The following is a 15,370-nucleotide window of genomic DNA, read 5'->3' on the forward strand; positions in this document are numbered from 1 at the left end:
TAAAAGTGTGTTCCAGGCAAGAAATTGCGTTTGAGACATAGAGCTCGCAGAGGAAATTCTTATTTATGATTGCCCGCTAAGTGTGGGTAGGTAATTCTTATTGCATATTATTTATAGAGGAAATATATTAAAATAATTTTTCAAAAATAACAATGATAAGGTTTGGGATTAAAAATCTCCTTTTACTTTGATTTTCTGAACCTTTAACCATCCGGCCATTAAATTAAACCAATCGGTATCAGAAGTTTTATTAATTAATCCAAACCCATGCCCACCTTTTTCAAAGTATAATAAATTGCTTGGTACTTTAGCTGCTAATAATGCCTTATGCATCATTTCGCTATTGGCTACAGGCACCGTTTTATCATCCTTTGCATGTACAAAATAAATTGGTGGTGTTTTCTTCGTAACATTTCTATTTGCCGAAAAATAGCGGCTTAAATTATCTGGTGGATTTACACCCAACAAATTTTTCTTGGTGCCTGCATGTACCGATTCCTCAAAGCTAATTACTGGATAAACCAATACTGCAAAACTTGGCCGAAGATCTATTTTTTCAGGGTTTGCAATTTTAAGATCATTGTAATGTGTTGCTAACGTGGATGCAAAATGTCCTCCCGCCGAAAAACCCATAATACCAATACTTTTTTTGTTAACGCCATACTTTTTTGCATTTTTCTTAACCAAGTACATGGCTTGTTGTGCATCTTGAAGCAATGCATAGGTTTTATCGACCATGATTTGATCGTTAGGCAAACGGTATTTTAAAACAAACGCAGTAACTCCAATGGCGTTAAATCGCTTGGCCACATCAGTTCCTTCATGACTAAAAGCAAGTGCACCATAACCTCCCCCAGGACAGATAATTACTGCTGTTCCTGTGGCAATATCTTTTGGAGCTTCGAACACAGTTAATGTTGGAATAGATACCTTAGTAATACTTAAAGTTCCATTACCTCTTACCTCTGTATTTTCTGTATAAGTTGCAGGGGTTGGCTTAGCTCCGGGAATACTATCAGCATAGAGAGGTATTACTTCTTGCGCTTTTGAAAATTGAATCGCCATAAAGAACAAAACGAAAATAAAGAATGATTTTGCCATGATTATTTATTAAAATTCCATTAAGTATGCCTTTAAAAAATCGTTAATATCGCCATTTAAAACCGCATCAGGATTGGAAGTTTGATAATTGGTACGGTGATCTTTCACTCGTCGGTCATCCAGCACATAACTCCTTATTTGCGAGCCCCACTCAATTTTCTTTTTCGATCCTTCTACTGCTGCAATAGCCTCATTACGCTTACGCTCCTCAATTTCATATAATTGCGATTTAAGTAAACGAATGGCATTTTCTTTATTTTGAAGTTGTGATCTTGACTCCTGATTTTTAATAATAATGCCCGATGGCTTGTGATATAAACGCACAGCTGTTTCTACTTTATTTACATTTTGGCCACCGGCACCACCTGCCCTAAATGTTTCGAATTCTATATCTGCAGGATTAATATCAATCTGAATGGTATCATCCACTAAAGGATAAACATAAACAGATGCAAATGAAGTATGCCTGCGGGCATTTGAATCGAACGGAGATATTCGCACTAATCGATGTACCCCATTTTCGCCTTTTAAATAACCATAAGAAAAATCGCCATCAAACTGAAGCGTTACCGATTTAATGCCGGCAATTTCCCCTTCCTGACTATCTTGCTCTGTGATTTTGTAGCCATTTTTATCGCCCCACATCATGTACATACGCATCAGCATATAAGCCCAATCACAGCTTTCAGTTCCACCAGCACCAGCCGTAATTTGCACGACTGCCGAAAGTTGATCTTCTTTGTTGCGAAGCATATTTTTAAGCTCCAGCTCTTCTACCGTGGTTTTGCTGATATCGAATTGATCCTGAAGTTCACTTTCTGGAGCATCACCAGATTGAAAAAATTCGAACATTACTGCAGCATCTTCTACTGCACTATCTGTTTTGCTAAAACCATCTGTCCACTTTTTCTTTGAACTGATTTCGGCCAATATTTTTTCTGCTTTTTTTGGATCGTCCCAGAAATCGGGCGCCATCGTTAATTTTTCCTCTTCACGGATGGCGTATAGTAGCTCATCGACGTCAAAGATGCCTCCTCAGAGACGTTACTCTGTCTCTTAAATCCTGAATCTGTTCTTTGGTCATAATGGCAAATATAACAATTGGGTTGAGCAAAAGGAAAATAGATGCTGATAAATTATTTGTGACGAAAATCATCATAATTATACACATCTGGCTTTGTGTTCAATATAGTATTAGAAATGTTGGTAGTATTAGATTTTTTATAATTTAAATATTCAATCATTTATGATATATTCATAACAAAAATTCAACTATTCCAAGTTAAATAACTAATTAATTGACTCTACTAGACCGGAATCAAACTTATACAAATAATGAAATCCGACCATATACAAAGTATTTCTTTTCAAAATAATAAAGTGATTTTAAAAGTTGGCAATACACCATTGATCATAAGAGTGATCTTATTTTTGACTGCTTTTTTGTTTTTTCTATTACCAGTTGGTGGCTTAATTTTAAATGTATCTGCAGGAAATGGAATAGCTTTTTCTGGTATTATTATGGTAGCAATATTTTCACTCTGTGGATTTTATTTACTCAGAATTTCCCTATGAAATTCATATGGAAAGGAAATTATCAAAATAAGAGGAAATAAACTTTCTTATATAGTAGACTATGGGTGGTTTAAGGATAATGTAAAAGAATTATCTACTGAAAATCTTAGATTTTCAATTATACCTAAAGACAATAGTGAAGTTGGAGTGATGTTTTTTGAGTCAGACCAATCACAAATTGAATCTGTTATTCAATTACCAATTAATGAGTTAGAATTTCTATCAATAGATATAGCTACAGCAATATTAGAAGAAGCTAACAAAAATATAATTTAGATTAGCACAAGGTAATCGTACCCTACTTCTTCATCCCCATATAATCCAAGGTTAAGTTTGATAACAGCTTAACGCCCAGTACAAATCCACTTTCATCCAGATAGAAATCTGGTGTGTGATGAGAGGCCGTTTTTAAAGGATCTTTGCCTTTTGGCATTCCGCCTAGAAACACAAATAAACCTGGCACTTTTTCTTGGAAAAATGAAAAATCTTCTGCACCTGTAACCGGAGGCTTTAGCATAACGTGTTCAGCACCCGCAGTTGCCCGCATGCTTGGAAGCATTTTTTCTGTTAAAGCAATGTCGTTAAAAGTAACAGGATAATGATTACTAAAAGGAATCTTAACCTCTGCCGTACCGCCGCCGGCTTCGGCTGTTTTTGTTGCAATGGTTTTAATGCGCTCTATAAACATGGCTTCGTCTTCCTTACTAAAATTACGAACAGTGCCCAACATCTCTACCTTTTCAGGAATAATATTTGAACGCACTCCACCATTGATGGCACCAATGGTAACCACACCAGGATTTTCAGTCACATTCAAATTCCTGCTTACAATGGTTTGAAGATTATTAATAATTTGTGCTGAAATCACCACAGGATCGATACTGCTCCAGGGGTATGCGCCATGTGCCTGCCTGCCTGTAACAGTAATTTTCATATCATTTACCGCAGCCATGGTTCCGCCCGGGCGATAGGTTACATTACCAACTTCTGTTTGTGCATTAATGTGTAAACCGAAAATGGCTTCTACTTTTGGGTTTTCCAAAACACCTTCCTTAATCATTAAAGCTGCACCACCTTCTTCTCCTGCCGGAACACCTTCTTCAGCTGGCTGAAAAATAAATTTTACAGTACCTGGAATGTCCTTTTGCATGGAAGCTAAAACTTCTGCAGCACCCATCAAAATAGCCATATGACTGTCGTGCCCGCATGCATGCATTACCCCAACCTCTTGCCCGTTATATTGTGTTTTAACTTTCGAGGCAAATGGAATATTTACTCTTTCTGTAACTGGTAATCCATCCATATCGGCTCTTAAAGCCACCACCGGACCAGGCTTACCTCCATTTAAAATGCCCACTACGCCGGTTTTGGCAACGCCGGTTTTAACAGAAATCCCAAGAGATTGCAAGTGTTTTGCTATGATTTCTGCTGTTCTCGTTTCAGTATTCCCCAGTTCAGGATGTTCATGAAAATCTCTTCGCCAGGCAATAACCTTTTGCTCCAATGCATCTGCTTTTTTAGAAACGAGTGATCTTAAATCTGATTTTTGCGCAAAAGCATTAAGCGACAGCAAAGAAAATACAGCGAGGTAAATTTTTTTCATGATTTCGGTTTAGAATTAAGGATGTACTAATCTAACAATTTTCAAGTTCTCCTTAAATAAAAAATGCCATGTAATAAATTACACAGCTTAATCGAAGCTCAAGTTAGTAGTATTTTAAGTCAACTCTAACTCTGTTGTTTCGGACTCTATAACCCTGCCATCTGATAAAGTTATTGCGATTTTAAACTTATGTTTTTTTACCATAGTTGGTGCAACTTGTAAAAAGACACCTTTTTGAAAAGGATAATTATTCTGATACTCAAGTTTTAAGGTTTTTAAATAATCTTTTATTGAACTTAATTCATCATTATAATATCGTTTTAACATAAAAATCAAACTCAAATCACTGCCTTTTGGATGATTGCTATCAAAATCATTATTAGAAATTATTTTTACCGACACAATTTCTTCTTTAGATTTTAAATAATCACCTTGACAGCTACAAGCATAAGCAGATTGTATTAAACCCCAATAAATTTGTGGCTTTCTTAGCGCTACATTTTATGTTAAATGCTGGACTTGAATGCCATATTTTGCACTAGGAATTATTGCAGCACTTGTAACAGAAGGTTGTGGAAAATTACTATCCAAATTTTTGAGTGATAAACCTTTATTCGTAAATATTATAGTTTTATAAGGCCCACATTTACAATCAACGCATGCTGTAATCAATTGCACCATTAGCGCTAAAACAGAAATTAAAATGATTTTCTTTATCATGAGAGATATATTTAGAAGCTTAAAATTTTTATGAATTAAACATTTCTTTTAGCTTATCCATAATTCCTCCTTCGGCTTGAGCGGCACCTGCTTGATTAGTTTGCTGCCCGCCTCCATTAAACATTCCAATCACATCGCCAACATCGAATTTTCCATCACTTCCACCAGCCAAACTTCCCAACACATCTTTTATATTGAAAGAACTGTCATTTGGATCGGCAGTTTTTTGGGTGAGCTTACCGATAATTACAGGAATTACTGTAGCAGCCAATTTTTTTGCCGTTTCAGCATTAATTCCCAAACCGGCAAGTTTATCAGTAAAATTTCCTGCCGCCTGTTGTGTTACAGGAGAATCTGCTGCGTTGCCTGTGTTAAATATTTCGGCCAAACCACCAACATTTCCCGAAGAGATCTGATCTTTTAAAGTATCGAAAATTGAGCCAGAAGCGGCTTGTATTACTTCTTCATTTTGCTCATTTGGAACCTCGCTGTTATTAACAACAGTGTCCTGTACGTTTTCACGTACCAATTGATTTAAATTTTCTAACATGATTTTAAATTTTTAATGAATGCTGGATGCTCAATATCAACGGGGACTTATATTAAAGTTACATCCAAAAATTCATAATAAAAATTCTTCTTCATTTTGAACATAAAAAAGACAGTTTTAAAATTTTGCTTTATTACTTTTACAAAAAACAAAGATTATGTTACCGAAAATAAATTTTACAGAAACAGCCGCTTACCAATACCTGGCCGATCATTTTATTGATATAAATCAGAAAAGCATTAAGGATCTTTTCGCTGAAGATGCAGATCGTTTTAACAAATTTTCTGTTTTTTTTGAAGATATTTTGCTTGATTACAGCAAGAACAGAATTAGTGATGAAACTTTAGCACTTCTTATTCAGCTTGCTCGCGAATGCAAATTGGATGATGCCATAAGAGCGATGTATGCTGGCGATAAAATCAATGAAACTGAAGACCGTTCAGTACTTCATATTGCTTTGCGTAACCTTAGCAACACTCCAATTTTAGTTGATGGCAAAGATGTAATGCCTGAAGTGAATGCAGTTTTAGCTAAAATGGAAAAATTTAGCAATAGCATTATCAGCGGCGATTGGAAAGGTTATACCGGAAAAGCAATTACTGATGTGGTAAACATTGGTATAGGTGGATCTGATTTAGGACCAGTAATGGTTACAGAGGCACTTAAACATTATAAAAATCACCTAAACATCCATTTCGTTTCCAACATCGATGGAACGCATATTGCCGAAACTTTGGCGGGCTTAGATGCTGAAACCACTTTATTTTTGGTGGCTTCAAAAACATTTACTACTCAAGAAACCATGACTAATGCGCATTCTGCCCGTTCATGGTTTTTAGAAAAAGGTGGAAATGAAGATGATATTGCGAAACACTTTGCTGCTTTATCTACCAATGCGAAAGATGTTTCTGCTTTTGGAATTGATACCGAAAACATGTTCGAATTTTGGGATTGGGTTGGTGGCCGTTATTCTCTGTGGAGCGCTATTGGTTTATCTATTTCATTAAGTATTGGATTCGATAACTTTAAAGAACTTTTAGCAGGCGCACATTCTACAGATAATCATTTTGCGACAGCAGAATTTGAAACGAATATCCCTGTAATTTTGGGCTTGCTTGGTGTTTGGTATATCAATTTCTACAATGCCGAAACGCAAGTCATTTTACCTTACGATCAATACATGCATCGCTTTGCGGCATATTTCCAACAAGGTGATATGGAAAGTAACGGTAAACATGTGGATAGAAATGGGAATGAAGTTGATTATGAAACTGGTCCGATAATTTGGGGAGAACCAGGAACAAATGGCCAACATGCTTTTTACCAGTTGATACATCAGGGTACAAGAATTATTCCTGCTGATTTTATTGCACCGGCACAGAGCTTAAATCCGCTTGGCGATCATCATCCGATTTTATTATCCAACTTTTTTGCGCAAACCGAAGCATTAATGAACGGTAAATCTGAAGAAGAAGTGATTTTTGAATTGAAAAAAGATGGCAAATCAGAAGAGGAGATTAGAAAGATCGCTCCATTTAAAGTTTTTGAAGGAAATAGACCAACCAATTCAATTTTATTGAAAAAAGTTACCCCGTATACATTAGGTAGCTTAGTGGCTATGTACGAACATAAAATATTTGTTCAGGGTGTTATCTGGAATATTTTTAGTTTCGATCAATGGGGTGTTGAATTGGGAAAACAGCTGGCTAAAAAGATTTTACCAGAATTAGAAGGCGATCAAAAAGTAGAAAGCCATGATAGTTCGACCAATGGCTTAATTAACCAGTACAAGGATTGGAGGTAATACCTCTATACGATTTAATCATCTCAAAAAGATAAATTCATTCTTATGGATATTATAATCGTTTAAAAGTTGAGACACAGATTTAATATTTTTAAAAAAGCGAGTTTTATACTCGCTTTTTCTATTTATAATCAATATTTTAGTACCATTCATAGCCTTACGGCAAATCCAAATTAACTTATTAATGAAATTTTCTTCCGCTTCTCGCTTTTGATTGTTTCTAATCATTAAAAACCAATTACGAATGAAAAAAAGATTTCTTTTTGCTTCGGCACTTTCCATTTTATGCTTAAGTGTCTCTGCTCAAAAAGTACAATTTACGGAGTTCGACCTAGACAATGGTCTTCACGTTATTTTACACCAAGACAAAACCGCACCAGTAGTTGCCGTTTCTGTAATGTACCATGTGGGCTCAAAAGATGAAGAAACAGAGCGAACTGGCTTTGCACACTTTTTTGAACATTTATTATTCGAAGGATCGGATAACATCAAACGCGGTGAGTTTATGAAATTAGTGAGTAGCAATGGTGGGCAGAACAATGCCAATACCTCTCACGATCGTACTTTTTATTATGAGGTTTTTCCATCAAATCAATTAGAACTTGGTTTATGGTTGGAAAGTGAAAGAATGTTGCATCCTGTAATTAACCAGGAGGGTGTTAAAACGCAAAACGAAGTGGTAAAGGAAGAAAAACGCTTACGTATTGATAATGCACCTTACGGAAAGTTTACCGAAAAGATTTTCTCACATTTATTTGCTGGTCACCCATACCGTTGGCAGCCAATTGGATCAATGGAGCATTTAGATGCCGCAAAACTGGAAGAGTTTATCGCTTTTTTTAAAAAATATTATGTTCCGAACAATGCTGTATTAACAATTGCGGGTGATTTAGATATTGACAAAACTAAAACCCTTGTAAAATCATACTTTGGCGAAGTGCCGAAAGGTGCGCCAGTGGTGCGTAAAGATTTCAAGTTACCCGAAATCACCAAAGAAATTATTGATACCGCTTACGATGCCAATATTCAAATTCCAGCAATTTTTGCTGCCTATCGCGTACCTGGAATGAAAAGCAGAGATAGCAAAGTGTTAGGCATGATTAGCTCTATTTTATCAGGCGGAGGAAGCTCGAGATTGAGCACCAAAATGGTTGATGAGAAGAAAACAGCCTTGCAGGTAGCAGCTTTTAATTATAGCCTGGAAGATTATGGCGCTTACATCACCTTGGCTCTTCCAAATAAAAACACTCCATTGAACGATTTATTAAAAGATATTGATGAAGAGGTTTTGCGTCTGCAAACTAATTTAATCAGCGAAAGTGATTATAAAAAACTGCAAAATAAATTTGAAAACGATTATGTAAGTGCAAACAGCCGGATGCTTGGGGTAGCAGAAAATTTAGCCGCAGGTTATACTTTCCACAATAAGGATACAAACGATATTAATAAAGAATTGGAGGTGATCAGATCAATTACCCGTGAAGAAATTAGAGATGTTGCCAAAAAATATTTGGGTAAAAACCAAAGAGTTGTTTTGTACTATTTACCAAAAAAATAACCGCAGTTATATCTTATATTATTCAAAATCATGAAAAAATTATTCATAATAGCTGCAGTTTCCTTATTGGCTCAAGGTATTTCAGCACAAACCATAAATCGTAGCCAAAAACCAAAACCAGGTCCGGCGCCAGTAATTACCATTGGCGATCCAGTTATTTATAAATTAACAAACGGGATAACGGTTTTAGTAGTAGAGAATCATAAACTTCCAAAAGTATCGGCAAGTTATAGTATCGATGCAGGCCCTATTACCGAGGGTGCAAAAGCGGGTGTGGTAAGTTTAATGGGTAGCATGCTCAAAGAAGGAACCACTACAAAAACCAAAGCACAATTTGATGAAGCAGTAGACCAATTGGGAGCAAATGTTAGCACAGGTGCAAATGGTGGCTCGGTATCAGCTTTAACCCGTTTCTTTCCTCAAGCTTTTGCTTTAATGGCAGAAAGCATCCGTAAACCTGCCTTTCCTGAAGCATCATTTGATAAAATAAAATCGCAAACCATTACCGGCTTAAAATCAAACGAAAAAAATGCTAAAGCAATTTCTGGACGCGTAGTTGATGCATTGGCTTATGGTACAAATCATCCAAATGGTGAATTTGAATCAGAAACTTCGATTAATGGATTAACACTAGCTGATGTTAAAGCGAATTACGCTAAATACATCACGCCATCCAGAGGTTATTTAACTTTTGTTGGTGACATTAAACCAGAAGCGGCTAAAGCACTGGCAGAGAAGGCTTTTGGAGATTGGAAAGGTGCAACACTTACTTTACCCACATTGGCCAAAGTGAGCAACCCAGCTAAAACCGAAGTAGATATAGTAAATGTAAGCAACGCAGTACAATCAGAAATTACAGTTGTAAATTTAATCGATTTGCCAATGAGTAATCCTGATTATTTCCCACTGTTGCTGGCCAATCAAATTTTAGGTGGTGGATCTGAATCGAGGTTGTTTATGAACTTACGCGAGAAACACGGGTTTACTTATGGTGCTTATTCAAGTACAGGCGCAGGTCGTTTTCAATCGAAATTCTCGGCAAATGCGGCGGTTAGAAATGAAAAAGTAGATAGTGCTGTGGTTGAATTCTTAAAAGAAATCAATACCATTCGTACCGCAAAAGTATCGGCAGAAGAATTACAAAATGCAAAGAATCTTTACAACGGAAGTTTTGCTCTGGGCCTTGAAAATCCAGCAAGAATCGCTGGTTTTGCAAGTAGTATTTTAATCAACAATTTACCGAAAGATTTTTATCGTACATATTTACAAAAGCTAAATGCAGTAACGGCTGATGATATTTTACGAGTAGCCAAAAAATATTATAACCACGACAATACGCGTGTAGTTATTGTTGGTAAAACCGAAGCTTTTGAACCAGGATTAAAAAAAGCGGGATTTGTTGTTAATCAGTTTGACAGTTATGCTGTTCCGGTTAAAGCTTCGGCAGCAAGCAGCACTACGGCTACAAAATCGGCTAAGGATGTAATAGCTGCATATATTACTGCTATCGGTGGAGAAGCAGCAATCAAGAAAATCACTTCATTACAGCAAAACGGTGAGATGGATATGCAGGGTAATAAATTAGCAGTTTCCATGAAAAACATGCTACCAAATGCAAGCAGTATGGAAATCTCTATGGGTGGTCAAGCGGTTATGAAACAAGTTTTCGATGGAACAGCGGGATACGCGATGCAAATGGGCCAAAAGAAAGAATTAACTGGTGATGACCTGACAGAGAAAAAAGAAGATAAAGGAATTATTAATCAACTATTTTATGCAACAGACGGCAGCAAAATTGAATCGGCTGGAACAGCAAAAGTTGGATCGGCAGATGCCTATAAATTAACGATTACTTCTCCATCAGGAAAAAAGAAAACCGAATATTATGATACCAAAACAGGTTTACTTTTAAAGGATGAGAAAACGATAACAAAAGGTACAGTTGAGATCAATCAATCAACAGAATATGCTGATTATAAGAAAGTTGGCGATGTTCTATTTCCACATAGTTTAACGCAAAATGTTCAAACTCCTCAAGGTGCTCAAGAGTTTGCGATTATTATTAAGGAAATTAAAATTAATCCACCTTTAAAAGCAGAAGATTTTAAATAAAAAAATAATTAAAATATAGAAAAGCCGCTGCATTTATTGATGTAACGGCTTTTCTGTTTTCTAATTTATTACATTATCACGATCCCATTTATGGAATCGGTGAAACTCGCACATCTTTAAATTGTTATATAAATAAACACATATTATGAAACAATTAAAAGTATTATTGAGCATGGCCCTGATAGCTTCGTCGGTACAGCTTTTTGCACAAACAAATAAGGAAACCACAGATAAAATTATTAAAGAGCAGAATTATACATTTGTGGCAAATGCTGCTATCCCTATGGCCAGTTTGGATGTTTCCAGAATATTGGAAAGGATGCCAGGAAATACTGGTGGAACTTATATTAATTTAACCGGGTCTAATTATGATTTTAGAGTTACGAAAGATAGTGTTGTAGCTTTCTTACCGTTTTATGGAAGATCTTTTAGTGCGCCTTACAACCCAAATGATGGTGGCATTAAATTTACATCGAAAGATTTTACCTATAAACAAACTTTAAGTAAAAAGGGAAATTATACTGTTCAGATTAATACAAAGGATGTTCAGCGAGAAAACTTTAGACTTACTTTAAGCGTGTCGAAAAACGGTTATGCTACATTAGTTGCTACTGGAAATAATAAGCAACCCATTACTTTCAATGGCGTATTAGAAGAGCCAAAGAAAAAAGATTAAAGTTTTGTTTATGGTTGGTGAAGACACCAACCATAAACAAAAATCTTTATAAACATCGATACTATCTTATTTTTTAATCATTTGAATTTGATAAATGTGTGGCCATTTCTTACCCGTAACAAAAAGTCGTTTCGTTGCTTTGTCATAAGCAATTCCATTTAGCACATTATTTGCCTTTTCGTCTTCAGTTTTAAAATAATCAGAAGGAAAAATTCCAGTTAAATCTATTTTGCCTTCAACAGCTCCATTATCTGGATTAATAATTAAGATTTCATTTGTGGTATAAACATTGGCATAAATTTTCCCATCTATAAATTCCAGTTCGTTTAGGTTTTGTATAGGGCCCTTATTGTCGTATACATCAATAGCACCGATTCGATTGTATTTATCTTTATCCAAAAAGAAAATTGTGTTTGAACCATCTGTGTTTAGCACTTTTTCACCATCAAATGCCAAACCCCATCCCTCTCTACCGGTGGTATAAGAAAATTCAGAAAGCTTTTTCATTGTAGCTTTATCGTAAACAAAACCCACTTTTTCACGGTAGGTAAGCTGAATAATTTTGTTGCCGATAACCGTAATTCCTTCTGCAAAATATTGTTTGTCAACAGGAGTAGATTGTACAATTTTACCAGTAGATGGTTCTACCTTACGCAAACTTGAATGCCCGTAGTCTCCAGCACTTTCATAAAAAAATCCATCGTGAAATTCCAGACCTTCAACATAAGAAGATGTATCATGTGGCAAGGTTTTAATCACTTTGTAGGTATATTCAACTGGCGCCTGAGCTGCTAAAAAGTTAATATTAGTGGTTAAATCTTCCGCTTCTCCTCCATTATAAATTTTCGCTGTTAAAATATGGCTGCCCAATTTAAAGCCTTCGGTTTTTAACTTTATAGCTGCAGTATCTGTTTTGGAAATTACCCTAGCAGTATCTATCAGGTAAACAACCGAATCTACTTTTTTATCATTCCCAAATTGGATTTTAACTTCAAACTCATTTCCTACCGGAACATTTAAGCCGATCATTGGTGATAGGAAACTCCGATAGGTATTTGTTTTATCATCCTTACATGAGCTTACAAATGCAATGATGATTGCAATGAACAATAAATTTTTAATTTGGTTAGTCTTCAGGCCAAAAAGCATCCTCAATGTGATTTAAGTTATAATTTTTATTTTTTGTAAAGGTAATGGCAATTATATCAAAACGAATATCATTTTGATGATTCATAATTTCTATATATTCTGTAGCAGCAAGTTCCATTTGTTTCCGTTTCGCATCCTGTACAAATTCTTCCGGCTGACCAAATGCAACTGATGTTCGGGTTTTTACTTCAACAAAAACCATTATTCCATCTTTTAAAACAATCAGATCAACTTCAGCTTTACCGAATGTCCAATTTTCATCGAGCACTTCATAACCATTATGCTCCAGGTATTGTTTAGCAATAGTTTCTCCTTCTCTCCCTAAATCGTTATGAATGGCCATTTTAAATGATTAAATTTTGATAGAACAGATGGCTGATTTTAATAATTCAAAATCAAAATTTGATCTTTTATTCCAATTTCTAAAATTCTATTTAACAATTACTGATCCTAAAAATTTCGATATTTCTCTTTCTACACCTTTTATCACACCATATCGCTGCATCAAAATCATTTGGTTATCCGTATCCGTTTCGTCTTTAATTTCTTTTAGTAAATTGGTTAAAATCTTATCCACTTTTCTTTTCTTTAGATGGAAAATTCCACCGAGTATGGTTGCCTTAAGATTCATGCTTTCATCTTTCACATAAATTAAATGCTTATTTAACCAATTCTCGCTCAAAGCATATTCCGATGTAGAAAGTGTAATGGCCAAATCAGCAATATTCCGGTCTTCGTGTTTTATAAAATGATTGGCTGTTGGCAATCTTCCATTATCAATCTCTGTTTTATAATGTTCGATAATTTGTTTGCAAAGTGTATTTTCAAATTCAACATCAGCCAAATTTTGCATAATAAATGGCCCAATGTACATGTCATCAATTTTATCCCAATTTACAAATTCATGCCCGTAAGCCAAAAGCAACCGTACAATTTCCTTTTCCTGATGCTCATCAGCCTCCGAAACATTGATTTGACCGTTAGGACCTGCAGCATCATCCCATAAATCATCAGGTGGTCCGAGGGGTTCTGGTGCACCAGAAGAATATGGATTATTATTTGCAATATTACTTTGAGCCCGTTGATTGCTTTCAAAACTTTTTTTAACCTTATTAGAGCGCATTTTATTCAATTCGCTCATTAAGATTTTTTCTTCAATTTCGAGTAAGCTGCTCGATTCGCGTACGAATACCGAAGCTTTAATTGGATCGGGGATTTTTGCAATACTTTCTACAATATCGCGAATAATTCCTGCTCTTTTTATGGGATCATCGCCAGCATCTTTTAAAAGAACATTGGCTTTGTAAAGGATAAAATCTTTTCTATTATTCTCGAGATAAGTTTTGAAAGCACCGGCGCCAACATGATGCATATACGAATCTGGATCATGATCATCAGGAAAAGAAACAATTTTCACATTAAGTCCTTCCTCCAAAATCATATCCAAGCCACGTAACGATGCCTTTATTCCCGCTGCATCTCCATCAAATAAGATGGTGATATTTTGGGTAAACCGACCAATGAGTTTTATCTGCTCGACAGTTAATGATGTTCCTGACGAGGCCACAACGTTTTCAATCCCGGCCTGATGCACTGAAAGCACGTCGGCATATCCTTCTGCCAAATAACAGTTATCTAAATCGCGAATAGCCTTTTTTGCATGAAATAAGCCGTATAAAACATTCGATTTATGATAGATTTCGCTTTCGGGCGAGTTTACATATTTGGGTACGTTTTTATCAGTTTTAAGCGTTCGACCTCCAAAGCCCACTACTCGACCTGTAAAACCATGAATAGGAAACATTACACGACCTCGAAAACGATCATAAATTTTACCATTATCGTTTTTTATGGATAAGCCTGTGGATTCTAAAAATTCCAACTTATGGCCTGCATTGGTGGCGCTTTGTGTTAATGCATCCCAAACATCAGGCGAATAACCTACTTCGAATTTTTTTAGGATATCTTCTCTAAAACCACGTTCTTTAAAATAGCTTAGACCAATTCCTTTACCTTCATCGGTTTCCCAAAGCTGTTTTACAAAGAATGTTGCGGCGTATTGAGAAACAATGTATAAACTTTCTTTTGCACTTTGTGCTTCCGCATCCTGTGGTGTGAGTTCAGCTTCCTCAACCTCGATATTGTATTTATTGGCTAAAAACTTAAGCGCTTCCGGATAGGAATACTTTTCGTGGTCCATGATGAAACGCACCGAATCGCCACCTTTACCACAACCAAAACACTTATAAATTCCTTTGGTTACAGATACGTGAAATGATGGTGTTTTTTCGCCATGAAATGGGCAATTGCCGATTAAACTGGTTCCGCGTTTTTTTAAGTGCACAAAATCCCCAACTACCTCCTCAATTCGGGCGGTATCCATTATCTTATCTATCGTTTCGCGGTTTATCATTTAAGTTGTACGTTTTAAGTTATACGTTATAGGTCTGCCGACTTCGAACTAGGTTTTAGTTTTAAGTCTATCGACTTAAAATTCCTAACTAAGTTTCTTGAGCCCAGAC

14 protein-coding genes are annotated in these 15,370 nt (G+C 35.9%); 5 read left to right on the top strand and 9 right to left on the bottom strand.

Annotation, left to right across the window (positions count from 1 at the left end):
* Positions 1-168 precede the first annotated feature (168 nt).
* Together LUA91_RS14065 and prfB are read right to left on the bottom strand one after the other, a co-directional pair.
* Entirely contained in the window at positions 169-1,101 is a 933-nt protein-coding gene (locus LUA91_RS14065) for an alpha/beta hydrolase (protein ID WP_231426685.1), read from the bottom strand.
* A gap of 9 nt (positions 1,102-1,110) precedes the next feature.
* A protein-coding gene (gene prfB, locus LUA91_RS14070) for a peptide chain release factor 2 (RefSeq protein ID WP_231426805.1) occupies positions 1,111-2,185 on the bottom strand; the annotation gives its coding sequence in 2 pieces (ribosomal slippage) (positions 1,111-2,124 and positions 2,126-2,185; 1,074 coding nt in all).
* 251 nt (positions 2,186-2,436) lie between these two features.
* Here prfB and LUA91_RS14075 point away from each other — a divergent pair.
* Entirely contained in the window at positions 2,437-2,676 is a 240-nt protein-coding gene (locus tag LUA91_RS14075; RefSeq protein ID WP_231426686.1) for a hypothetical protein, read from the top strand.
* Positions 2,677-2,974: 298 nt separating this feature from the next.
* On the opposite strand, the gene LUA91_RS14080 is transcribed toward LUA91_RS14075, so the two are convergent.
* The 4 genes from LUA91_RS14080 to LUA91_RS14095 form a co-directional block, all read right to left on the bottom strand.
* Complete coding sequence (locus LUA91_RS14080) at positions 2,975-4,279, bottom strand: amidohydrolase (RefSeq protein ID WP_231426687.1); 1,305 nt, start codon at positions 4,277-4,279, stop codon at positions 2,975-2,977.
* A 114-nt stretch (positions 4,280-4,393) separates the two neighbouring features.
* Positions 4,394-4,756, bottom strand: a complete 363-nt coding sequence (locus tag LUA91_RS14085) for a DUF5034 domain-containing protein (protein WP_370633644.1) — start codon at positions 4,754-4,756, stop codon at positions 4,394-4,396.
* A gap of 24 nt (positions 4,757-4,780) precedes the next feature.
* Entirely contained in the window at positions 4,781-4,999 is a 219-nt protein-coding gene (locus LUA91_RS14090) for a hypothetical protein (protein WP_231426689.1), read from the bottom strand.
* A gap of 28 nt (positions 5,000-5,027) precedes the next feature.
* On the bottom strand, positions 5,028-5,549 hold the full coding sequence (locus LUA91_RS14095; RefSeq protein ID WP_231426690.1) for a hypothetical protein: 522 nt from the start codon (positions 5,547-5,549) through the stop codon (positions 5,028-5,030).
* A gap of 157 nt (positions 5,550-5,706) precedes the next feature.
* Between LUA91_RS14095 and pgi the strand changes: the two genes are divergently transcribed.
* From pgi to LUA91_RS14115, 4 genes are all read left to right on the top strand, one after another.
* Positions 5,707-7,353: a glucose-6-phosphate isomerase gene (gene pgi, locus LUA91_RS14100; RefSeq protein WP_231426691.1), complete on the top strand. Its 1,647-nt coding sequence runs from the start codon at positions 5,707-5,709 to the stop codon at positions 7,351-7,353.
* Between the two features lie 244 nt (positions 7,354-7,597).
* Positions 7,598-8,911, top strand: coding sequence for a pitrilysin family protein (locus LUA91_RS14105; RefSeq protein WP_231426692.1), 1,314 nt, complete (start codon positions 7,598-7,600; stop codon positions 8,909-8,911).
* A gap of 30 nt (positions 8,912-8,941) precedes the next feature.
* Positions 8,942-11,023, top strand: coding sequence for a pitrilysin family protein (locus LUA91_RS14110; protein WP_231426693.1), 2,082 nt, complete (start codon positions 8,942-8,944; stop codon positions 11,021-11,023).
* 145 nt (positions 11,024-11,168) lie between these two features.
* Positions 11,169-11,699 (top strand): DUF4251 domain-containing protein, encoded by a 531-nt coding sequence (locus tag LUA91_RS14115; protein WP_231426694.1) that lies wholly within the window; start codon positions 11,169-11,171, stop codon positions 11,697-11,699.
* A 66-nt stretch (positions 11,700-11,765) separates the two neighbouring features.
* Here LUA91_RS14115 and LUA91_RS14120 read toward each other — a convergent pair whose 3' ends face one another.
* The 3 genes from LUA91_RS14120 to dnaG all read right to left on the bottom strand — a co-directional run bounded on the left by LUA91_RS14120 (position 11,766) and on the right by dnaG (position 15,261).
* Positions 11,766-12,809 (bottom strand): glutaminyl-peptide cyclotransferase, encoded by a 1,044-nt coding sequence (locus tag LUA91_RS14120; RefSeq protein WP_231426695.1) that lies wholly within the window; start codon positions 12,807-12,809, stop codon positions 11,766-11,768.
* A 16-nt stretch (positions 12,810-12,825) separates the two neighbouring features.
* On the bottom strand, positions 12,826-13,191 hold the full coding sequence (locus LUA91_RS14125) for a YraN family protein (RefSeq protein WP_231426696.1): 366 nt from the start codon (positions 13,189-13,191) through the stop codon (positions 12,826-12,828).
* Positions 13,192-13,278: 87 nt separating this feature from the next.
* Positions 13,279-15,261 carry a DNA primase gene (gene dnaG, locus LUA91_RS14130; protein ID WP_231426698.1) on the bottom strand — a complete coding sequence of 661 codons (1,983 nt, stop codon included), beginning with the start codon at positions 15,259-15,261 and terminating at the stop codon, positions 13,279-13,281.
* Positions 15,262-15,370: the final 109 nt, after the last annotated feature.

Origin of the sequence: Pedobacter sp. Leaf250 (assembly GCF_920984735.1) — a bacterium.
In the GTDB taxonomy this organism is placed as follows: Bacteria; Bacteroidota; Bacteroidia; order Sphingobacteriales; family Sphingobacteriaceae; genus Pedobacter.

Excerpts from the sequence above, each read along its gene's own strand:
- LUA91_RS14105 (WP_231426692.1), top strand. The coding sequence starts at position 7,598 with ATGAAAAAAAGATTTCTTTTTGCTTCGGCACTTTCCATTTTATGCTTA.
- LUA91_RS14065 (WP_231426685.1), bottom strand. The coding sequence starts at position 1,101 with ATGGCAAAATCATTCTTTATTTTCGTTTTGTTCTTTATGGCGATTCAA.
- LUA91_RS14090 (WP_231426689.1), bottom strand. The coding sequence starts at position 4,999 with ATGATAAAGAAAATCATTTTAATTTCTGTTTTAGCGCTAATGGTGCAA.
- LUA91_RS14110 (WP_231426693.1), top strand. The coding sequence starts at position 8,942 with ATGAAAAAATTATTCATAATAGCTGCAGTTTCCTTATTGGCTCAAGGT.
- LUA91_RS14080 (WP_231426687.1), bottom strand. The coding sequence starts at position 4,279 with ATGAAAAAAATTTACCTCGCTGTATTTTCTTTGCTGTCGCTTAATGCT.
- LUA91_RS14095 (WP_231426690.1), bottom strand. The coding sequence starts at position 5,549 with ATGTTAGAAAATTTAAATCAATTGGTACGTGAAAACGTACAGGACACT.
- dnaG (WP_231426698.1), bottom strand. The coding sequence starts at position 15,261 with ATGATAAACCGCGAAACGATAGATAAGATAATGGATACCGCCCGAATT.
- LUA91_RS14075 (WP_231426686.1), top strand. The coding sequence starts at position 2,437 with ATGAAATCCGACCATATACAAAGTATTTCTTTTCAAAATAATAAAGTG.
- pgi (WP_231426691.1), top strand. The coding sequence starts at position 5,707 with ATGTTACCGAAAATAAATTTTACAGAAACAGCCGCTTACCAATACCTG.
- LUA91_RS14115 (WP_231426694.1), top strand. The coding sequence starts at position 11,169 with ATGAAACAATTAAAAGTATTATTGAGCATGGCCCTGATAGCTTCGTCG.
- LUA91_RS14125 (WP_231426696.1), bottom strand. The coding sequence starts at position 13,191 with ATGGCCATTCATAACGATTTAGGGAGAGAAGGAGAAACTATTGCTAAA.